The sequence below is a fragment of the Streptomyces sp. R-07 genome (assembly GCF_049913175.1).
Taxonomy (GTDB): Bacteria; Actinomycetota; Actinomycetes; order Streptomycetales; family Streptomycetaceae; genus Streptomyces.
In genome coordinates this window covers 4,541,355-4,561,362 of the sequence record NZ_CP183978.1, presented here as the reverse complement: position 1 = coordinate 4,561,362, position 20,008 = coordinate 4,541,355, and the positions used below count along the sequence as shown (strand labels likewise).

20 protein-coding genes are annotated in these 20,008 nt (G+C 72.9%); 6 read left to right on the top strand and 14 right to left on the bottom strand.

Annotated features, from left to right (window positions below; genetic code table 11):
* Nucleotides 1–407: 407 nt before the first annotated feature.
* From ACN9M0_RS20925 to ACN9M0_RS20915, 3 genes are all read right to left on the bottom strand, one after another.
* On the bottom strand, nt 408–1,148 hold the full coding sequence (locus ACN9M0_RS20925; RefSeq protein ID WP_366039066.1) for an HAD family hydrolase: 741 nt from the start codon (nt 1,146–1,148) through the stop codon (nt 408–410).
* The gene (locus ACN9M0_RS20920) at nt 1,145–1,516 is read right to left on the bottom strand and encodes a LysR family transcriptional regulator (protein WP_366039067.1); all 372 of its coding nucleotides are present in this window, start codon (nt 1,514–1,516) and stop codon (nt 1,145–1,147) included. The genes ACN9M0_RS20925 and ACN9M0_RS20920 overlap by 4 nt, the downstream gene beginning before the upstream one ends.
* A gap of 89 nt (nt 1,517–1,605) precedes the next feature.
* Nucleotides 1,606–2,604, bottom strand: a complete 999-nt coding sequence (locus ACN9M0_RS20915) for a ScbA/BarX family gamma-butyrolactone biosynthesis protein (RefSeq protein WP_366039068.1) — start codon at nt 2,602–2,604, stop codon at nt 1,606–1,608.
* Between the two features lie 121 nt (nt 2,605–2,725).
* On the opposite strand from ACN9M0_RS20915, the gene ACN9M0_RS20910 reads away from it, so the two are divergent.
* Nucleotides 2,726–3,346: a ScbR family autoregulator-binding transcription factor gene (locus ACN9M0_RS20910; protein ID WP_366039069.1), complete on the top strand. Its 621-nt coding sequence runs from the start codon at nt 2,726–2,728 to the stop codon at nt 3,344–3,346.
* A 94-nt stretch (nt 3,347–3,440) separates the two neighbouring features.
* Here the strand turns inward: ACN9M0_RS20910 and ACN9M0_RS20905 are convergent, their stop codons facing one another.
* From ACN9M0_RS20905 to ACN9M0_RS20875, 7 genes are all read right to left on the bottom strand, one after another.
* Nucleotides 3,441–4,478 carry a DMT family transporter gene (locus tag ACN9M0_RS20905; RefSeq protein ID WP_366039070.1) on the bottom strand — a complete coding sequence of 346 codons (1,038 nt, stop codon included), beginning with the start codon at nt 4,476–4,478 and terminating at the stop codon, nt 3,441–3,443.
* Between the two features lie 135 nt (nt 4,479–4,613).
* On the bottom strand, nt 4,614–6,212 hold the full coding sequence (locus ACN9M0_RS20900; protein WP_366039071.1) for a class I adenylate-forming enzyme family protein: 1,599 nt from the start codon (nt 6,210–6,212) through the stop codon (nt 4,614–4,616).
* A 32-nt stretch (nt 6,213–6,244) separates the two neighbouring features.
* Nucleotides 6,245–7,921: an arginine decarboxylase gene (locus tag ACN9M0_RS20895; protein WP_426404031.1), complete on the bottom strand. Its 1,677-nt coding sequence runs from the start codon at nt 7,919–7,921 to the stop codon at nt 6,245–6,247.
* Nucleotides 7,922–8,071: 150 nt separating this feature from the next.
* On the bottom strand, nt 8,072–8,458 hold the full coding sequence (locus ACN9M0_RS20890; protein WP_366039074.1) for a hypothetical protein: 387 nt from the start codon (nt 8,456–8,458) through the stop codon (nt 8,072–8,074).
* Between the two features lie 10 nt (nt 8,459–8,468).
* The gene (locus ACN9M0_RS20885; RefSeq protein ID WP_366039075.1) at nt 8,469–8,651 is read right to left on the bottom strand and encodes a DUF1272 domain-containing protein; all 183 of its coding nucleotides are present in this window, start codon (nt 8,649–8,651) and stop codon (nt 8,469–8,471) included.
* A 125-nt stretch (nt 8,652–8,776) separates the two neighbouring features.
* Complete coding sequence (locus ACN9M0_RS20880; protein WP_366039076.1) at nt 8,777–9,151, bottom strand: VOC family protein; 375 nt, start codon at nt 9,149–9,151, stop codon at nt 8,777–8,779.
* A 61-nt stretch (nt 9,152–9,212) separates the two neighbouring features.
* Nucleotides 9,213–10,124 carry an EamA family transporter gene (locus ACN9M0_RS20875; RefSeq protein WP_426405317.1) on the bottom strand — a complete coding sequence of 304 codons (912 nt, stop codon included), beginning with the start codon at nt 10,122–10,124 and terminating at the stop codon, nt 9,213–9,215.
* Between the two features lie 175 nt (nt 10,125–10,299).
* Here ACN9M0_RS20875 and ACN9M0_RS20870 point away from each other — a divergent pair, with 175 nt between their 5' ends.
* Nucleotides 10,300–11,157 (top strand): LysR family transcriptional regulator, encoded by an 858-nt coding sequence (locus ACN9M0_RS20870; protein ID WP_426404030.1) that lies wholly within the window; start codon nt 10,300–10,302, stop codon nt 11,155–11,157.
* Nucleotides 11,158–11,331: 174 nt separating this feature from the next.
* On the opposite strand, the gene ACN9M0_RS20865 is transcribed toward ACN9M0_RS20870, so the two are convergent.
* Entirely contained in the window at nt 11,332–14,106 is a 2,775-nt protein-coding gene (locus tag ACN9M0_RS20865) for an FAD-binding and (Fe-S)-binding domain-containing protein (protein WP_399695762.1), read from the bottom strand.
* Nucleotides 14,107–14,157: 51 nt separating this feature from the next.
* Between ACN9M0_RS20865 and serC the strand changes: the two genes are divergently transcribed.
* Nucleotides 14,158–15,276, top strand: a complete 1,119-nt coding sequence (serC, locus tag ACN9M0_RS20860; RefSeq protein ID WP_366039079.1) for a phosphoserine transaminase — start codon at nt 14,158–14,160, stop codon at nt 15,274–15,276.
* 79 nt (nt 15,277–15,355) lie between these two features.
* Here serC and ACN9M0_RS20855 read toward each other — a convergent pair whose 3' ends face one another.
* Nucleotides 15,356–16,348: a WD40 repeat domain-containing protein gene (locus ACN9M0_RS20855; RefSeq protein ID WP_366039080.1), complete on the bottom strand. Its 993-nt coding sequence runs from the start codon at nt 16,346–16,348 to the stop codon at nt 15,356–15,358.
* Nucleotides 16,349–16,418: 70 nt separating this feature from the next.
* On the opposite strand from ACN9M0_RS20855, the gene ACN9M0_RS20850 reads away from it, so the two are divergent.
* Nucleotides 16,419–17,264, top strand: a complete 846-nt coding sequence (locus ACN9M0_RS20850) for an alpha/beta fold hydrolase (RefSeq protein WP_366039081.1) — start codon at nt 16,419–16,421, stop codon at nt 17,262–17,264.
* 57 nt (nt 17,265–17,321) lie between these two features.
* Nucleotides 17,322–18,002, top strand: a complete 681-nt coding sequence (locus tag ACN9M0_RS20845) for a GDSL-type esterase/lipase family protein (protein ID WP_426404029.1) — start codon at nt 17,322–17,324, stop codon at nt 18,000–18,002.
* A 4-nt stretch (nt 18,003–18,006) separates the two neighbouring features.
* Here ACN9M0_RS20845 and ACN9M0_RS20840 read toward each other — a convergent pair whose 3' ends face one another.
* Complete coding sequence (locus tag ACN9M0_RS20840) at nt 18,007–18,408, bottom strand: carboxymuconolactone decarboxylase family protein (RefSeq protein WP_399695954.1); 402 nt, start codon at nt 18,406–18,408, stop codon at nt 18,007–18,009.
* A gap of 48 nt (nt 18,409–18,456) precedes the next feature.
* Here ACN9M0_RS20840 and ACN9M0_RS20835 point away from each other — a divergent pair, with 48 nt between their 5' ends.
* Nucleotides 18,457–18,990, top strand: coding sequence for a MarR family winged helix-turn-helix transcriptional regulator (locus tag ACN9M0_RS20835; RefSeq protein WP_426404028.1), 534 nt, complete (start codon nt 18,457–18,459; stop codon nt 18,988–18,990).
* A gap of 28 nt (nt 18,991–19,018) precedes the next feature.
* Here the strand turns inward: ACN9M0_RS20835 and ACN9M0_RS20830 are convergent, their stop codons facing one another.
* On the bottom strand, nt 19,019–20,008 hold the full coding sequence (locus tag ACN9M0_RS20830; protein ID WP_366039084.1) for an aldo/keto reductase: 990 nt from the start codon (nt 20,006–20,008) through the stop codon (nt 19,019–19,021).

Below are 20,008 nucleotides of genomic sequence, written 5' to 3'. Positions count from 1 at the left end.
AGTCGGGGGCTTGCGCGGACACGCCTGCGTCGTGGGGGCTGCGCAGTGGGGCTGCGCAGTGGGGCTGCGCAGTGGGGCTGCGCAGTGGGGCTGCGCATGTGCGGACTTGCGGATGTGCAGGCTTGCGCAAGTGAGGCTCGCGCGGGTGCGGACTCGCGCACGTGGGGGTTTGCGCAAGTGGAGTAAGAGTTACGGGAGTTACACGGGCCACGAGAGTGGCACGGGTTACGGAAGTCGTGCGGGGTACGGGAGTTGCGAGGGATACGGGAGCTACGCGGGTTACGCGGGTGTCCCGGGGCCCTCGGAGCCACCGTGGCGGCGGGGCTCTCGTACGAACAAGGCTTCCTCAGGCAGGGCTTCCGTGGCGGGCTGCGGCGGCGGGAAGGTCCGCGCCCCGGTCGGGAGCCTCACGCCGCCCGTGGCACCAGGGTGCGCGCGGGGCTCACGGTCGCCGGGGAGGCGGCCGGGGTCACCGGCGCCGGGCCGGGCAGCCAGGACCAGGACGCGGTCTCCGACGGCGGGGCGGAGATCGGTCCGTCGCCCACCAGGACCGGATGACCGACGGAGCGCAGCAGCGGCAGGTCGCTCTCGTCGTCGGCGTACGCGAAACACTCCTCGGCGGCGAGGCCGAAGGCCGTCATGATCCGGCGGGCGGCCTCTGCCTTGGGCGCGCCGATCATCGGCGGGCCGGACAGTTCCCCGGTGAGCATGCCCTCCGAGGTCGTCTCGGGCACGGTGCACACCACGAGATCGGCGCCGACCTCCCGGGCCAGCGGGTCCAGGCAGGCGGAGAAGGCTCCGGAGACGAGGACGACCAGGTCGCCGGCGTCCCGGTGGCGGCGCAAGGCCTCGTACACGGGGGCGTGGAGCAGTCCGCCGGCGCGGGCCTTCTCGTACCACTCCCGGCCGCTGGTCTCCAGGTCGTCCAGGTGACTGCCGGCCAGGAAGCGGAAGAAGGAACGGTTCACCTCCTCGCGGGGCACGCCCTCCCGGATCTGCCGCTGGAGCGAGGCGCGCACCGTGGCGAGCCTGCGGGCGGCCACCTCGCCGCGCCCCCAGTGGCGGGCGAGGACGCAGGCCATGCTCTTGCAGGTGATCAGGGTCTCGTCCACGTCGAAGAACGCGGCCCTGGCGGGGGCGATGCTCATGCTCTGCCCCCTCTGCTGGCGTCGAGGCGGCCGCCGGCCAGGCGGCTCTCGCCGAAGTGGCCGTTGCCGCCGCCGAAGGGGACCATCCGCCGGTCCTTCACCGCGGGTGCGGGGTCGGCGATCTCGTACTGCGCGGTCTCGACCAGTTCGAGGATCCGTTCCGCCAGCGGCCGCAGGCGCGCCCCGGCGGGCGTGAGCTCCACGGAGCGGTTGCCGCGCCGCTGGAAGAGCGAGGCCCCCATGTGCTCTTCCAGGCCCTTGATCTGCGCGGTCACCGCGGGCTGGGAGTAGTGCAGGTTGTGGGCCGCGCGGGTGAAGCTGAGTTCCCGGGCCACTTCGCGGAAGGCCCGTAAGTGCTGGAGTTCCATCCTTCTGCCTTTCTACGCTCGTCCGTTCTTCCCCTGAACGTGCAGCCGGCCGCGGTATCGGTCGTGCGGCCGGCCGTGGAGCCGTACCGTTACGCGCAGCGGGCCACGGCCGTGGCGAGGACGCGGGCGCCCTGCGTCGCGGAGAGGCGCAGGCGGCCGTCCTCCGCCGTCGCGGCCTCCACGGTCACGGCCTCGGCCAGCTCGCCGAAGACGGCGAAGTCGGCGTCCAGCGTGGTCAGCGCCGCGCTTCCCGCCGTCTGCCGGGCCGCCTGCCGGAAGGCCTCCAGGAGCAGCATCCCGGGCACGTGGTCCGAGGGGTGCTCGAAGTAGCCGGGGTGCGTGGGGTCGACGTGCAGCCGCCACTCCCCGGCCCCGGCCGGCCGGGGCCGCGCCTGCTCGGCGGGTACGGGGCGCAGGACGCCCCGGTCGTCGGCGAAGCCCGTGCCCGCCCCGTACTCCACGGACACGGGAACGGTCTCCATGGACACCGGGACGGCCTCCGCGGCCCGGCCGCGCTGCCGCAGCCGTCCGTACCGGACGCCGTCGATCACGACGACCCCGGCGGAGGCTCGGGCGCACTCCCGGCCCCCGACCTCGATCACCATGTCGAAGCGGGCGTCGAACCGGCGCGGGTTGCGTCCGCCGGCGGGGGTCACGACCTTCACGTCGAGGACCGCCGCGAGCGGCCCGCAGCCGACCCGGAGGGCGGCGGGGTCGCTGATGCGCAGCGACAGCGCCTTGAAGATGAAGTGGTGGCCGAGCGGCACGTCGTGGTAGCGGTGACTCAGGAAGATGCCGGCCTGGCGCACGGTCTCGACGAGGAGCATGAAGTCGCACTGCCCGGTCTCCTCCGGGCGGTACAGCGCGTGGTTCCGGGGCAGTTGCGCGCCGACCAGGAAGCGGTCGGCCCCGGCGACGACGGCGTCGGTGAGGAAGACCTCCGTCACCGAGGCGCGGTGCACGAACCGGCGGGAGATCGTGCGGTCGAAGTTCAGCCCTTCCTTGGCCTCCCGTATCAGGGATTCCAGGGACTCGACAGGCTCGAGCGGTTCACGAGGTAACACGTTCTGCAGCACACCGATGGACATCCTTATCCCCCTCAAGGCGAAGCATCGTGGCGACGAGGGACCTCCGCGGCCCCTCGACAGCAAGAAATATACCTTCGAGAATGTATATTGCAAGGCGTAGGCACGAGAGAGGCGGACAGGCATGGCGACACCCCGAAGCGAACCGAAGCACCGAGGCGAACCGAAGCAGGAGCGCGCCCGGCGCACGAAGGTGCACATCCTCCAGTCGGCGGCCGAGCTCTTCGCCGAGCGCGGCTACGCGACCGTGACCCTGCAGGACGTGGCCGAACGGGCGGAGATGACCAAGGGGGCGGTGTACTTCCACTACACGAACAAGGAGGCCCTGGCCGTCGCGGTCGTGCAGGAGCACTACGCGCGCTGGCCCGGGATCCTCCAGGGCGCCGAGGGCACCCACGAGGAGCCCTTCGACACGCTCACCGCCGTCCTCGACGCGGTCACCGCGGCGTTCGCGCGGGACATCGTCGTCCAGGCCGGCGCACGGCTCCAGATCGAGCGGGCGCTCATCGACGCCGAGCTCCCCGAGCCGTACGTCGGCTGGGAGGACTACCTCACCCGGCTGATCACCGAGGCCCGGGACGCGGGACAACTGCGGGCGGGAGTGGAACCGCGCGCGGCGGCCCGCGTCCTGGTCTCCGCCTTCTTCGGCATGCAGCACATCTCGGACGTCCTCAGCCGGCGCAGGGACCTCACCGAGCGGCACGAGGAGCTGCGGGCCGTCCTCCTCGAAGGGATCCGCGGCTGATCAGCCGCGTGCCCGCCGTGAGAGACCGGAGAAACGGCGTGGCCCCCCACGAGTGTGGGAGGCCACGCCGTACGCGTTCAGCGGGTCGGGTCCGTCAGGACCTGCTGCCCGAGGCGACGGGCGCCGGAGCCGAAGCGGAGCTCGTAGCGGAACCGGAACCGGAGGCCGCGACAGGGGCCGGAGCCGGGGCGGCCGCGGCGGCCTTGGCGGCGACCCGGCGCAGGTACAGGTTGTTGAAGACCAGCGCCGCCGCCGTGAGCGAGGCACCGACGATCTGCATGCCGGCCGGGACGACACCGGTCAGGGCGGAGATCACGAACGCCGTGATCGGGACCACGTCCATGAAGAGGACGCCGTTGAGCGGGCCGAGGTAGCGGTTGCCGAAGTTCCAGCCGAGGACACCGACGAAGCCGGCGATGACGCTCATGTAGGCCAGCTGGGGAAGGATCGAGCCCACGGCGCCCGCCGTCGGGACCGGGACGCCGCCCGCGGCCAGGATGATCGCCGTGATCACGGTGGCGCTGGCGAGACCGAGGACCGTGGTGATCGCGGTGTACTTGATCGGGGACCAGGTCGGGAAGTAGCTCGCGCCCGAGGTGTAGACGACCCAGCACAGCGCGGCGAAGAGCAGCAGCGCGTCGGCGCCGGCCGTCTTCGGGTCGGCGATCAGCGAGCCGATGTCACCGTCGGAGACGACGAGGATGGTGCCGACGAAGGACATAGCGATGAAGACGAGCGAGAACTTCGGCGGAACGACCTTCTTCAGCACCCAGTTCACCAGGAAGCCCATCATGGGCATGGTCGCCATCATGATCGAGGCGTTCAGCGCGCCCCGCGCGCCGATGAGGTCCTGTCCGAAGAAGACCAGGAACTGGAAGCCCGCGAAGCCGGCCGTGCCGAACAGCCAGGCCAGACCGATGCGTTCGCCCTTGAGGCGCAGTCCCGCCCTGCCCTCGCGGAGCCGGAGGAAGACCAGGAACATCGCACCGGCGATGGTGTAGCGCATCACGGTGAAGGTGAAGGGGTCGATGTGCTGCAGGGTGGAGTCCATGAGGGGGAACATCGCGCCCCAGGACACCGTGGCCAGGAGGCAGAGGAGAACGCCTCGCGTGTACGTGTTCTGACTGTTCATGAGTCTTCCTGTCGGGCCTGAGCCGGCTGGGAGTTGAGGGGTGACGGGGGAGGAGGGCGGCCGGGTCCCGGATCCGGAGGAGGGGGTACGGGCTCCGGGACCCGGCCACGTGGGGGGACTGTCGAACGGGCGGGGTCAGACCCCGGCCGGCTCCGGCTCGCGGGACTCCGCGGGCCGGATGTCGAGCAGCGGCAGGACCGACTCCAGGAGCTGGGCGGCCCGGACCTTGCCGGTCGGGCTGTACGGGATGGCGTCGACGGGCACCACGTACGCCGGGAGGCAGGGCACCCGGCGGGCGCAGGCGGCGCTGACCGCCCGGTAGCCGCTCTCCTGGCGCTCCGGCGCGACCGGGGTGAAGGGCACGACGAGCACCTCGCCCACACCGGGGAGGCTGGTGCGCAGGACGGCCGTCTCGCGGACGCAGGGCAGGTCCATCAGATCGGCTTCGAGGCCGAAGATGTTGACGTCGAGCGGCTTGCCCGCCTCGGCCTTCGCCACGCCGTCGTTGCGGCCGGTCAGTTCGAGCCGGCCCGCCTCGTCGACGAGCCCGCTGTCGCCGGTGAGCAGGAAGCGCTGCGTACGGCCGCCGTAGTCGAGCGTCATGAAGTCGGGCTCGCTCGTCGCGTAACTGTCCATCAGCTGGTAGCTGGCGATGGCGACCCGGCCGCGGCTGCCCTTCGGGAGCGGGCGGTTGTCGGCGTCGAGGACGACGACGGTGTTGCCGGGCATGGGGCGGCCGGAGCGGCAGGGCGCCACGTGCAGCTCCTCGGGGCCGATCATGACGTTCACGCCGGTCTCGGTGGTCCCGTAGTAGAGGTGCAGCACCGGACCGAGGCGGTCCCAGGCGTTGTTGATGACCCACCGGTTGAGGTGCCGGCCGCCGGAGAGCACGAAGTGCAGGCGGGAGGTCTTGTGCAGGTGCTCCGAGTTCGGGTGGGCGACGACCCGGGCCAGGACGGGCGGCACCATGAGCGTGGTGGAGACGCCCTCGTCCTGGATGATGCGGATGAGCTCCTCGGCGTCGTCGTGCGGGCCGAGGACGACGGTGCCGCCCAGGGTGAGGAAGATGCGCGCCCAGCCCGGCCCGGAAGCGTGGTAGAGCGGCACGGTGACGAGGTGGACGTCCTCTTCGTCGAAGGCGTACTGGTCGACGAGGTCGGCGAAGCGGCGGGCCTCGAAGGAGGTGCGGCGGACCACCATCTTGGGGACGCCGCTGGTGCCGGAGGTGAAGGAGAAGGCCTCGAACGGCTGCTCCACCGGCTGCGGTTCGCCCGGCGCCGACACGAGGAGGTCGGTGAAGCTGACCGAGACGGTCTGGCCGTCGGGCAGGCCCACGGGCTCGCTGTCGATGAATATGTCGAGTATGTCTCTGCCGTTCGGCCAGCCGCACTCCTCGACGAGGGCCCGGTGGGCCTTCGAGGTGATGACGACGGTCGGCTCCAGCTGGTCGAGCGCGGCGGTGGTGGCGACGGGACCGGCGGTGTAGTCGAGTCCGACGCAGGGGATGCCGAGGGAGCTGACGGCGGCCATGGAGACCACCAGCTCCCAGCTGTTCTCGGCGAGGAAGACCGCGCGGGCGGGCCGGGTCTCGGGCAGCAGGTCCTGGATGGCGCAGGCCACCCGGCTGACCTTGTCGGCGAAGCTCGCCCAGGTCATGCGGGTCTCGCCGTCGACGACGGCGACGCGCTGGGGCCAGCGGGCGGCGTGCTTGCGGATGTCCGCGATCTTGATCATGAGGTGTTCTCCTCGGCGTCGGGGGTGGCGGATCAGCTGGTGGCGACGGCGGTCGCGGCGGCCGTGACGGTGGCCGCGGTGGTGCCGGTGGCCGAGACGGCGGCCGCGGCACCGGCGAGACGGTCGGCGGTGAGGCGATCGGCGGCGAGCTGCTCCACGGTCAGGTGGTCGGCCGTGGCCGGCACGGCGCCGGTGGCGGCGGCCTGGACGGCGAGCTCGCGGGCGGAGACGGTCGGGTTCCGCAGCGTGTAGATCTCGCAGCCGCTGGAGCGCAGCGTGTCGATCTGACTGAGCGTCCGCTCGCAGAGCTTCTCGCCGGGCACCGTGATCGGGATGCCGGGCGGGTAGGCGATGATGAAGTGCTCGGAGGTGCCCGTGGCCAGGGCCGCGGAGGCGCTCCGGTAGGTGCGCTGGATGGTGCGCAGGGCGTCGAGCAGCCGCAGCAGGGTCGCCTCGTCCACACCGATGTGGATGTGGAAGAGGACGGCGTCGCCGCTCTCCCGGGCCACGTACAGCGCGTACTCGTCGAAGAGCATCCGCCGGAAGTCGGCCGCCGTGATGCCGAGGGCGCTGATGTCGACGAGGACCCGGGTGGGGTCGTCGCTGACGAGCTGCGCGGCGTCGGTGAGGTGGCCGTCGGGCCCGAGCGGGCGGTACGAGGAGAGCCGCGGGTCGGTGGCGAGCTCGACGCGCAGGGTGCTGGCGAGCCCGAGGGAGCGGCCGAGGAGCGCCTCGCCCTCGGTCTCGGCCTGGAGCCGGGCCAGGTCCAGGCTGGCGAGCACGGGCCAGCTGGGCGAGGTGGTGTGGTGCTGGAAGAGGGCCTGCGCGGTGCGCTCCTGGGCCTCTCCGTCGCCGATGAGGTGCAGGTACGAGCCCTGGCGGAGCGCGGACATCGACTTGTGCGCGGAGTGCGTGACGGCCACGTTCATCGCGAGGCGGGGGTCGGCGGCGCGCAGCGTCTCGACGGCGTGCAGCGCGGTGAGCGGGCGCAGCCGGGGGTGGAAGCGGTGCGCGGCGCCCCAGGCCTCGTCGACCAGGACCGAGACGCCGGGGTGGACCGCGGCGAGTTCGGCGAGGACGGTCGGCAGGTCGTACCGGACGCCGTCGTACGAGACGGCGGAGAGGACGACGGTGTCGAAGGGCCGGCCCTCGGTGGCGGCGGCGCGGAACATCTCCAGGAGCCTGGGCAGGTCCGCGTAGGTCCGGGGGCAGCCGTCGCAGCAGCGCTGCATGGGGGCGTACGCGACCTGGACGCCGAGCGAGTTGAGGGCGAAGTGCACCGACTGGTGGCAGGAGCGGTCCGCGAGCACCCGGGAGCCGGGCTGGGTCAGCGCGGTCAGGGCGACCCGGTTGGCGGTGCTGGTGCCGGCCGACAGGAAGAAGGTGGCGTCGGCGCCGAAGCTGCGGGCCGCGAGGCGCTGGGCCTCGCGGAGCGGGCCACGGGGCCGGAAGAAGGAGTCGAGCATCGTGCCGCTGTAGGACACGTCGGCCGCGAGCTGCGCGACGCCGAAGAGCGCCTCGTAGGTCTCCCGCATGTGGGAGTCGCGGATAGACCGGCCGTGCGAGAGCGGCAGCGCGTGGAACGTGGCGATGTCCCGGCGGGCCACTGCGAGCACGGCGTCAGCGAGGGGGGTCCTGCCGTCCGGGTAGGCCCCGGGACGAGCCGGCAGTGTCGCCGGCTCCGGAGTGGAGCTGGTGGATGCGGTCATGGACCCATGAAATAAAAACCTTCGCGAAGGTATCAACTATCATCAGTGACACTGATGGAGCCCCGTCACCGTCACCCGCCCGACCTGCGAAAGCGCCGGGACACCCGCTGATGCGGATCCCGGCGCTCCGGCAGGTCGTACCGGCCGCGGCTACTTCACGAGGGTCTCGAACCCCATGTGGTCGCAGTAGGACACGATCCGCCCCTCGGCCATGAGGTCCGCGCCCGTGACCGCCGCCACGGTGTCGTCGAGGACGTGACCGCCGTCCTCGTCGAGGCCCTTCCCGTCGAGCACACCGGCGGCCGAGACCACCGCGTCGCCGCGGACACCGATGCTGCCGTCCCGACTGCCGCCGGTGCCGCTGCCGCCGCTGTTCGCCGGAAAGGCGTCGACGGAGTTCCTCGCGTCCTGCCAGAGGCCCAGCTTGGTGCAGTAGTCCAGCCGGTACGCCTTCGCCTCCTCGGTGTCGGCCGACGAGCAACCGCCCAGCAGGACCGCGGCGAACACGACGCCCAGCGCACGGCTCACCCTCCGCATGTCCCGGCTCCTAGGCACTGACGCGCCGCGGGCGGGCCACCAGCTCGCCGCCGCAGTTGGGGCAGACGTCGTTCATGGCGTCGGCGCACGGGACGCAGAAGCTGCACTCGTACGTACAGATCCGGGCGGGCCCGTCCGGCGTCAGGGCCGCCGTCTCGCAGCGCTCGCACCGGTCTCGCATCTCCAGGGCCATGGTCGGCTCCCCCTCCTCGTACGACTGAGAACCACTCCATGATCCGTACTCGCCCCGGCGCCCTCAACAGGCCGATGGCCAAAGATCGACGAAATCGGGTCAGGGCCGGACCGGGCCCCGCCGGGTCAGTGCCTGACCAGGCAGAACGGATGCCCGGCCGGGTCCGCGTACACCCGCCAGCGTGCGCCCGCCTCGCCGTCGAGCAGGGTCGCGCCGCGCGCGAGGACCTCCTCCTGGGCCGCGTCCAGATCGGCGACGCCGAAGTCGAGGTGGAACTGCTGGGGACGCTCCGGATCCGGCCAGGTCGGCGCCCGGTGCTCGGCGACCCTCTGGAAGCAGAGGACGAGCCCACCGGGGGTGTGCAGGGTGGACCAGGACTCGTGGAGGGACCAGCGGGGGTCGGGCCGGTCGACGTCCCCGCCGAGCAAGGCCTGGTAGAAGTCGGCGAGTTCACGGGGCACGGAACAGTCGAGGACGACGCACTGCAGCTCGGCGATCATGCGCGGAGTCTAGGACCTGTCCGGCGGACAGGGGAGCCGGCCATGACCCGCCGGACACCCCCTAGAGGGCGTCCCTGCGGCGCGCCTGCGTACGGACCGCACCCATGCTCGCCGCGATGACCAGGGCGATGGCGAGGGCGTCCGTGACGGACAGGGCCTGGCTGAGGACGAGGAAGCCGGCCGTCGCGGCGATGGCCGGTTCCAGGCTCATCAGGATCGCGAAGGTGGGCGCGGGGAGGCGGCGCAGGGCGAGGAGTTCCAGGGTGTACGGGAGGACCGAGGACATCAGCGCGACGGCGAGGCCCAGGCCGATCGTCGACGGCACGAGGAGCCTGCCGCCCGCCTCCGCGATGCCGAACGGCAGGCTGAGGACGGCACCGAAGGCCATGGCGAGCGCGAGCCCGTCCGCCTGCGGGAAGCGGCGGCCGGTGCGGGCGCTGAAGACGATGTACGTGGCCCACATGGCGCCCGCCGCGAGCGCGAACGCCGCGCCGAGCGGATCGAGGCGGTCGAAGCCGCCGCCCCCGAGGAGGACGACGCCGCCGAGGGCGAGTCCGGCCCACAGGAGGTTCATGAGCCGGCGCGAGGCGACCACGGAGAGGATCAGCGGGCCGAGGACCTCCAGGGTCACGGCGGCCCCCAGCGGGATCCGGTCGACGGCCTGGTAGAAGAGAATGTTCATGCCGGCCATGGCGGTGCCGAAGGCGACGACCGTCGCCCAGTCGGCGCGGCCGTACCCGCGGACCTTGGGCCGGCAGACGGCCAGGAGGACCACGGCGGCCAGCACGAGCCGCAGGGTGACGACCCCGAGCGCGCCCGCGCGGGGCATGAGGAGCACGGCGACGGCGGAGCCGAACTGCACGGAGAGCCCGCCGGCGACGACGAGCGCGACGGGCCCGAACCGATGGCCGGCCGCGGACCGGGCCGCCCCCGCACCCACCACGGGCGCCGCGGGCGCCGCGACCGGGGCCAACTCCTCGACCGGACTGTCCACCGACGGCTCCTCACCACACCAGTTCAATTCACTGGACTCTCAGTCCAGAATAATGCACCCCCCGTCCGGCGCACAGCCGGGATTCCCCTCCCACGCTACGAGCCCCCGCGCGGCACCGGAAATGCCGATTGCGCTGCGGTTATGCTCCGGGCGCATGAGCATCGAGCTGCGCCACCTCCGCTGCTTCCTCGCCATCGCCGAAGAATCCAGTCTCACCAGGGCCGCCGCCCGGCTCCACCTCACCCAACCCGCCGTCTCCCGCACGCTCGCCGCCCTGGAACACCACCTCGGCGCCCGGCTCGTCGACCGCTCCACCCACCACCTCGCGCTCACCGCCGAGGGCCGCGCGTTCCAGGACCGGGCGGCCGCCGCCCTCGCCGCCTTCGAGGCCGCCGTCGACCCGGCCCGGCTGCGCCACCGCCCGCTGCGCCTCGGCCACGCCTGGTCGGCCTTCGGCCCGTACACCACTCCCCTGCTCCGGCGCTGGCAGCGGGCCCACCCCGAGACCCCGCTCGAACTCCTCCGCATCGACGACCGCACCGCCGGTCTCGCCCGCGGCGAGGTCGACGCGGCGCTGCTGCGCGGGGCCGTCGAGGCACCCGGCCTGGTCACGGCGGAACTCACCACCGAACACCGGGTGGCCGCCCTCCCCGCCGACAGCCCCCTCGCCGACCGCCCCGCGATCACGCTCACCGACCTGGCGGGCGAGACGGTCGTCCTCAACACCGTCTCGGGCACGACCACCCTCGCGCTCTGGCCCCCCACCGCCCGCCCGGCGGCCACCCTCACGGTCGCCAACACCGACGACTGGCTCACGGCGATCGCCGCCGGCCGGGGCATCGGCGTCTCCTCCGCCTCCACGGCCGCTCTCCACCCCCACCCGGGCGTCGCCTACCGCCCCCTCCCCGACGCCCCCGCCCTCCCGGTGGTCCTGGCCTGGCGCGACGCCTTCCCCCACCCGGCGACACAGGCCCTGGTGGCGATGGCCCGCGAGATCGTCAGCGGGACCTGACCGCGCCCCCGGCGGCCACGCCGTCCCGCCGCAGGGAACGCCGGACGCGCCGGGCCCAGGCGTGCCGCTCCGGCTGCTCGTACGAGCCCCCACGAGGTACGACAGCTCCTCGGGGTCCGCGATCCGCCCGGTGAACTCCGCCCCGAGTGCGTGATCTCGGCGACAAGGTCGGCGTCAAGGTCCGGACGGCCCCGTTCCCTCCTCGATCGCCTCCGCCAGCAGCTCCGCCAGGTGTCGCCCCCGCCGGTCCGTCAGGTCCGCGATCTGGGTTCTGCACGAGAAGCCGTCCGCCAGGACCGCCGCGTCCGGGGAGGCCGTCCGCAGGGACGGCAGCAGCTGGTCCTCCGCGCACGCGACCGAGACCCCGTAATGACCCGGTTCGAAGCCGAAGTTGCCCGCCAGGCCGCAGCAGCCGCCCGCCAGGCCGCCCGTCAGGCCCGCGCGTTCCCGGAGTCGGCGGTCCGCCGCGTCGCCCAGGACCGCGTGCTGGTGGCAGTGCGTCTGGCCGGTGACCGGGCGGTCGAGGCGGGGCGGGGTCCAGTCCGGGGCCAGGGTCTCCAGGGCTTCGGCGAAGGTGCGGACGGAGGCGGCGAGACGCGCGGCCCGGGGGTCGCCCGGCAGCAGTTCGGGCAGGTCGGTGCGGAGGGCGGCCGCGCAGGAGGGTTCCAGGACGACCACCGGGCCCGCCACCTCCCCCATCACGTCCAGCGTCCGCCGCATCACCTTCCGGGCCGCCCCCAACTGCCCCGTCGACACGTACGTGAGCCCGCAGCAGACCCGTCCCGGCGGCAGCTCCACCCCCAGGCCCGCGTCCTCCAGGACGCGGACGGCGGCCTCGCCCACCTCCGGGGCGAGGTGGTTCGTGAACGTGTCCGGCCACAGGGTGAGCGACGGCGGGCGGGCCGAGGCGCGTTGGGCGAACCAGTACGCGAAGGTCCGTTCCGCGACCCTCGGCATCGTCCGCTCCGGCGTCACCCCCGCGAGCCGCGCCGCGAACGGCAGCGCCAGCGCCGCGTTCAGCACCCGCCCGAAGTGCGCCAGCCATCCCGGGAGCCGGCCCATCGTCCAGTGCGAGCGCGGCCGGCGCAGGAGGCCGAGCGGGCCCGCGTAGTGACGGTCGAGGAACTCCGCCTTGTACGCGGCCATGTCGACGCCCACCGGGCAGTCGCTGCGGCAGCCCTTGCACGACAGGCACAGGTCGAGGGCGTCCCTGACCTCCTCCGAGCGCCAACCGTCGGTGATCACCTCGCCGAGCGCCATCTCGTGGAGGAGCCGCGCCCGGCCCCGGGTGGAGTGCTTCTCCTCCCCCGTCGCCCGGTACGAGGGACACATCACCCCCGGACCCGCGCTCGGGCCGTCCACCCGGCACTTGGCGACCCCGACGCACCGGGCGGCCGCCCGTCCCACCCCCACCAGCGGCAGCCCCTCGAAACGGAGTCCGGAATCGAGCGGCTTGGGCCGCACCAGCATCCCCGGGTTCAGGCCCCCGTCCGGGTCCCACACGTCCTTGACCGCGCCGAAGAGGCCGACCAGTTCATCGCCGTACATCCTCGGCAGCAGCTCGGCCCGCGCCTGCCCGTCGCCGTGCTCCCCAGACAGCGAGCCGCCGTGGGCGACCACGAGGTCGGCGACCGCCTCCGAGAAGCGGCGGAAGTCCCGTACGCCCTTCCCCGTCCACAGGTCGAAGTCGATCCGTACGTGCACACAGCCGTCCCCGAAGTGCCCGTACGGGACTCCCCGGAGGCCGAACTCCGCAAGCAGCGCACGGAATTCACGCAGGTACGCGCCCAGCCGCGCGGGCGGCACCGCGCAGTCCTCCCAGCCCGGCCAGGCGTCCCCGCCGCCCGGCATCCGGGTCGCCGTCCCCGCCGCGTCCTCCCGGATCCGCCACAGCGCCCGCTGCCCGGCCGCCTCCCGTACGACGGCGGCGTCCAGCGCGTCGGCGGCCCGGACCAGCGCCCGCGCCGCCGGCTCCCCGTCCACCTCGCAGAACAGCCACGCCCCACCCTTCGGGAGCCCGGAAGCGCCCCGTACGAGATCCGCCGCCATGCCCTCCACCGTCAGCGGCCCGTACGGGAGCAGCCCGGCCGCCGCCTCCGCCGCCGCGCTCTCGTCCGCGTACCCGAGGACCACGAGGACCGGATCGGCGGGCAGCGGGACGAGCGCGACCGTCGCCTCCGTCACCACCCCGAGCGTGCCCTCGCTGCCGCAGAAGGAGCGGGCCACGTCCACGCCCCGCTCGGGGAGCAGCGCGTCGAGGGCGTAGCCGGAGATGCGGCGCGGCAGACCGGCCGGGTAGCCGGTCCGGAGGAGGGCGAGATGACGGTCGACGAGGTCCAGGAGTCCGGGCGGCGCGCCCTGTCCGTCCCGCCCCAGCGTCAACCCGGCACCCCGGTACGTCACCACTTCCAGCGAGCGCACGTTGTCCGCCGTGGTCCCCCAGGCGACCGAGTGCGCCCCGCAGGCGTTGTTGCCGATCATGCCGCCGAGGGTGCAGCGGCTGTGCGTGGACGGGTCGGGGCCGAAGGTCAGCCCGTACGGGCGGGCCGCGGCCCGCAGCCGGTCCAGAACGAGGCCCGGCCGGACGACGGCCGTGCGCGATTCCGGGTCCAGGGAGACGATCCCGCCCATGTGCCGTGTGAGGTCGAGCACCACGCCGGTGCCGGTCGCCTGGCCGCCGATCGAGGTCCCGGCGCCCCGCGCGACGACCGGGGTGGCGCCGTGCGCCCGGCACACCTCCAGGACGGCCGCGACGTCGGCGGCGTCGCGCGGCGCGACCGTACCGGCAGGAACGCGGCGGTAGTTGGAGGCGTCCATCGTCGCCAGGGCCCTCGCGGTGACGGAGAAGTCGACCTCTCCCGCGACGGCCGCGCGCAGCTCGGAGGCCAGTCCGGACGCGTGTTCCTCGTGTCTTCCCACAAGCCCAGGATGTCTCAGGCCTCGTCTCATCGGGCGGACATCCGGCGACCGGCCCGGCTCCGACCCGATACTCTCCGCCTCGTGGCTGAGATCCAGATTCCCGCTGACATCAAGCCCGCCGACGGCCGTTTCGGCGCGGGCCCCTCCAAGGTGCGTACGGAGGCGCTGGACGCCCTGGCCGCCACCGGCACCTCCCTCCTCGGCACGTCCCACCGCCAGGCTCCGGTCAAGAACCTGGTCGGCGAGGTACGTGCCGGCATCTCCGACCTCTTCTCGCTGCCCGAGGGCTACGAGGTGATCCTGGGCAACGGCGGCTCCACCGCCTTCTGGGACGTCGCGACCCACGGTCTGATCGAGAACAAGTCGCAGCACCTCACCTTCGGCGAGTTCTCCTCCAAGTTCGCGAAGGCCGCCAAGCTGGCTCCCTGGCTTGCCGAGCCGACCGTGATCTCCTCCGACCCGGGCACCCACCCGGAGCCGGTGGCCGAGGCGGGCGTCGACGTCTACGCGTACACCCACAACGAGACCTCCACCGGTGTCGCCGCCCCCATCAAGCGGGTCGCGGGCGCCGACGAGGGCGCGCTCGTCCTGGTCGACGCGACCTCCGGCGCGGGCGGCCTGCCGGTCGACATCGCCGAGACGGACGTCTACTACTTCGCCCCGCAGAAGTCCTTCGCCGCCGAGGGCGGCCTGTGGCTCGCGGCCTTCTCCCCGGCGGCGCTCGAGCGGGCGGAGCGGATCCACGCGTCCGGCCGCCACGTCCCGGAGTTCTTCTCGCTGCCGACGGCGATCGACAACTCGAAGAAGAACCAGACGTACAACACCCCGGCGCTCTCGACCCTCTTCCTGCTCAACGAGCAGCTGAAGTGGATCAACGGCCAGGGCGGTCTGGACTGGGCGGTGGCCCGCACGAAGGAGTCCTCGGACGCCCTGTACACCTGGGCCGAGGAGTCGAAGTACGCCTCCCCGTTCGTGACGGACGCGGCGAAGCGCTCGCAGGTCATCGGCACGATCGACTTCGCGGACGAGGTCGACGCGGCGGCGGTCGCGAAGGTGCTGCGCGCCAACGGCATCGTCGACACGGAGCCGTACCGCAAGCTGGGCCGCAACCAGCTGCGGATCGCGATGTTCCCGGCGATCGACCCGGCGGACGTGCGGGCGCTCACGGCCTGCATCGACTACGTCATCGAGAAGCTCTGACCTTCGCCTCGTAGGGGTTCTCCCCGTAGAGGACACCCGTAGGGCCCGGCACCGGACACCGTCCGCGCCGGGCCCTTCGTCATCCCTTCCGCAGCAGGCGCTTGACGCCGACGACGAGGACGGTGGCGCCCGCGAGGACGAGGAAGCCGGTGGTCGCGCTCCCCTGCCCGCCCTGGTCGCCCGCCGCCGGGGCCTTCGGCGCGCCCGGAGTGGTCGGCGCGTCCGAGGGGCTGCCCGAAGGCCGCTCGGCCCCGGCCCGGTCCACGCGCACCACCCGGCTGTTCCTGCCCTCCGAGCCGAACATGAAGGCCGAGCCGTCCGTCGTGTACGTCACCGACTCCGCCTGGCCCTGGAAGGGGGCCCCGACCGCCGTGCCCTCGTCACCGAGGCGGCCGCCCTTCCAGGCGTACTCCTTGGCGCTGAAGTAGCCGCGCAGGACGAGCCGGTCGCCGTCCGGGGAGAAGGCGCCGTCCGTCACCCACGGCACGTCGTCGACGCGCCGGAAGACGTTCGTACCGGACGAGGAGAGCCGCTCGGGGCCCGCGTACAGGCCGCCGCCGTCCTCGTTCTTGCTCGCGATGTACACCCGGCCGGTCTTCGGATGGACCATCAGGGCCTCGGCGTTGCGGGCCCCGTCGGCGTACTTCACGACGTACTGCTTCGCCCGGACGGTCTGGTCCTTCAGGGTCTTCGGCTCGGGGAAGCGGTAGATCCAGACGTGGTCCCAGGTGCCGTCGAGGTTGTCGCCGATGTCGCCGACGTAGATGTCGCCGTCCGGGCCGACGGCGATCGCCTCCATGTCGCGGGGGGTGCCGACGCCGGCCATGGTCAGGGTCGCGACGGTCTTTCCCGTACGGGAGTCGATGCCGTAGATCAGGGGTGCGTCCTGGTCGTTGTGCGTCCAGTAGATCCCGGGGTGGGCCCGGCTCGCGGCGAGGCCGCTGGACTCGGTGATCCGGGAGTCCTCGATCGTGAAGTCCCGGTCGGGTTCCTGCCCTTGGGCACGGGCATGGCCGGCCGGGAGCAGCACGAGGGCGGCGGCCGCGCCGAGGGCGCACAGAGCAGATCGCATGGGATCAAGCGTGCCACGGTGCGGGGGAAACCCGCTTGACCAGGACCGGAGGCACTGTCATGGTCGCGCCATGCCTACCTTCTCCGCCCCCGACGGCACCCTGCTCGCGTACCACGCGTCCGGTTCCGGCGCCCCGCTGATCTGTCTGCCCGGCGGCCCCATGCAGGACTCCGTCTACCTCGGCGAGCTGGGCGGGCTCGACGCCCACCGGACGCTGATCCGCCTCGACCTGCGGGGGACCGGCGCCTCCGCGGTGCCGGAGGACCCGGCCTCGTACCGCTGCGACCGGCTCGTCGAGGACGTCGAGGCGCTGCGCGTGCACCTGGGGCTCGACACGGTCGACCTCCTCGGGCACTCGGCGGGCGCCAACCTGGCCGCGCTGTACACGGCCCGGTACCCGGAGCGGGTGGCCCGCCTCGTCCTCCTCACCCCAGGCACGGCGGCGGTCGGACTCGACACGGCCGGGGAGGAGCGGCTCGCGGCGGCGCGGCAGCCGTGGCGCGAGGAGGAGCCGTGGTTCGCGGAGGCGTACGCGGCGCTCGAGGAGCTGACGGCGGGGCGCGGGTCGGCGGAGACGTTCCGGGCGATCGCGCCGTTCTTCCACGGGACCTGGGACGACGCGGCGCGCGAGCGGCACGCCGCGAGCGACGAGCAGCGGAACGGGGAGGCCGCCGCGGTCTACGCGAGCGAGGGCGCCTTCGAACCGGCGGCCACGCGCGCGGTGTTCGCGGAGTTCGGGCGGCCGGTGCTCGTCGTGGCCGGGGAGGGCGACGCGAACACGCCGGTCCCGACGGCCACCGCGTACGCGGCGCTGTTCCCGAAGGCCGAGCTCGCGGTCCTTACGGGTGCGGGGCACTTCCCGTGGCACGACGACGCGGAGCGGGTCGCGGAGACGGTCGGCGGTTTCCTGGGGTAGTCAGTGGTGTCCCGGATCACGTCGCAGGTCAGGGACGCGGTCCGCGATGATGTGACCATGCGTTTTCTGTTCGTCGGCGACAGCATGACCATCGGACGCGCCGGCGACTGGACCTGGCGTTACCGCATGTGGGAGCACCTGGAGGCGACGCTCCCCGGCGGGTACGAGATCGTCGGCCCGCGCTCCGGCCTGTACGACCCCGCCGCCGACGCCCCTGCCTCCGAGGCGTACCCCGACCCGGCGTTCCCCGCCTCCGCCCGCCGCCATCTGGCCGGCTGGGGCGAGGGCTGGCTGCACATGGCGTCCGTGATCGGCGAGACGGTCGCGGCGACCGGGGCGGACGTGCTGCTGATCTCGCTCGGCCTGATCGACCTGGGCTTCTACACGAACAGCGATCAGACCGAGGAGAACGTGCGGGCGTTCGTGGCGGCGGCCCGGGCCGCGAACCCGCGCGTCCGGGCCGTGCTCCTGCCGGTCATCCCCAACGTCCGCGCCGGGTACGACGCCCCCTTCGCCGCCGAGTGCGCCCGCTTCAACGAGCTCCTCGCGAAGGCGGTCGCCGACCTGGACACGGCGGCCTCGCCGCTCCTCCTGGCGACGGTCCCGGAGTCGTACGACCTCCGGGCGGACACCTACGACGGCACCCACCCGGGCCCGAGCGGCGAGCGCAAGCTGGCCGCCGCGTTCGCCGGTGCGATGCACCAGGCGTGGGGCCTGGGCGGTCCGTACTCCGGCTGACGGGTCAGGCGGCGCGGGTCAGCCGGTTCGCGAAGGTCGACACGGTGTACGTACCGATGCCGAGGACGACCTCCAGGGCGTTGCGGCGGGTGTAGCCGGCCTTCTCGAAGGCGGCGAGGTCCTCGTCGCCCACCGCGCCGGAGGAGGCGAGGACCCGGAGGGTGAAGGTCCTGACGGCGGCGAGGCGTGCGGCGTCGGGGACCGGGCCGAGGGCGGCCATCTTGGCCTCGTGCATGTCGACGCAGAGGTGGCACTGGTTGCGTTCGGCGACGGTCAGGATGACGGTCTCGCGGGAGTGCGGGTCGAGGGTGGTGGACTCGAAGATCGCGCTGAGCTTGAGGAAGCCGTCGAGGGTCTCCGGGGACTCCTTGAGGAGGGCGACGGCGGCGGCGGTACGGGCGGACATGTCGAGCGGTGCGGACAAGGCGGTTTCCCCCAGACTAGAATGGACAACATGGTTGACCATGTCGCTGGAGAAAACGTAAACCAGGTTGTCGATAATGGCAAGGGAGTACCCGGGAGAGACGCCCCCGGGTACGAGCTGCCCCTGCTCCTCTTCGGCGGCTTCCGCACCCTCATCGACCGGCTCCACGCCCGCCTCGCCGACGAGGGCCACCCCGACATGCGCCCCGCCCACGGCTTCGCCATGCAGGCCATCGGCGCCCACGGCGCCACCGCCAGCGACATCGGACGCCGCCTCGGCGTCTCCAAGCAGGCCGCCGGCAAGACCGTCGACCGGCTGCTCGCCGTCGGCTACGCCGAGCGCACCGACGACCCCGCCGACGCGCGCCGCAAGCTCATCCGGCTCACCCCGCGCGGGTACGACGCCCTCGCCCGCTCCGCCGCGATCTTCGACGACCTGCGGGCGGAGTGGGTCGCGGCGCTCGGTGCGGACCGCGTCCGGGACATGGAGGCGGCCCTGCGGAACGTCGTCCCCGAGGAGACGGCGTTCCGCCTGGACGCCACGAGCTGGCTGGGGACCCCCTAGGAGGACGCCGCCGGGCGAAAGGAGGACGTCACCAGGCGAAGGCCTCCGGGGACGGCCCCGGCCCCGGGAAGACCTCGTCCAGGCCGGCCAGCAGCTCCTCGCTCAGCTCCAGCTCCAGGGCGCGCAGCGCGCCCGCCAGCTGCTCCGGGGTGCGGGGCCCGACGATCGGACCGGTCACTCCGGGACGGGTGAGCAGCCAGGCGAGCGCCGCCTCGCCCGGCTGGAGACCGTGCTTGTCGAGCAGGTCCTCGTAGGCCTGGAGCTGCGCCCGCACCACCGGGTCGGCGAGCGTGGCCGCCGCGCGGCCCTCCGTACGCCGCTTGCCCCCGGCCTCCTTCTTCAGGACGCCGCCGAGCAGACCGCCGTGCAGCGGCGACCAGGGGATGACCCCGAGGCCGTACTCCTGGGCGGCCGGGATGACCTCCATCTCGGCGCGCCGCTCGAAGAGGTTGTAGAGGCACTGCTCGCTGACGAGCCCGACCGAGCCCCGCCGGGCGGCGACCTCGTTGGCCTGGGCGATCTTGTAGCCGGGGAAGTTCGAGGAGCCCGCGTAGAGCACCTTGCCCTGCTGGATGAGGACGTCGACGGCCTGCCAGATCTCCTCGAAGGGAGTGGACCGGTCGACGTGGTGGAACTGGTACAGGTCGATGTAGTCCGTACCGAGCCGCTTGAGGCTGGCCTCGACCGCCCGGCGGATGTTGAGCGCCGAGAGCTTGTCGTGGTTGGGCCAGGCCTCGCCGTCGGGGCCCATGTTCCCGTACACCTTGGTGGCGAGGACCGTGCGATCGCGCCGGCCGTCGCCCTTGGCGAACCAGGAGCCGATGATCGACTCCGTCCGCCCCTTGTTCTCCGCCCACCCGTAGACGTTGGCGGTGTCGAAGAAGTTGAGCCCCGCGTCGAGGGCCGTGTCCATGATGGCGTGACTGGTGGCTTCGTCCGTCTGCGGTCCGAAGTTCATCGTCCCGAGGACGAGTCGGCTGACCTTGAGTCCGGTGCGTCCGAGCTGCGTGTACTCCAT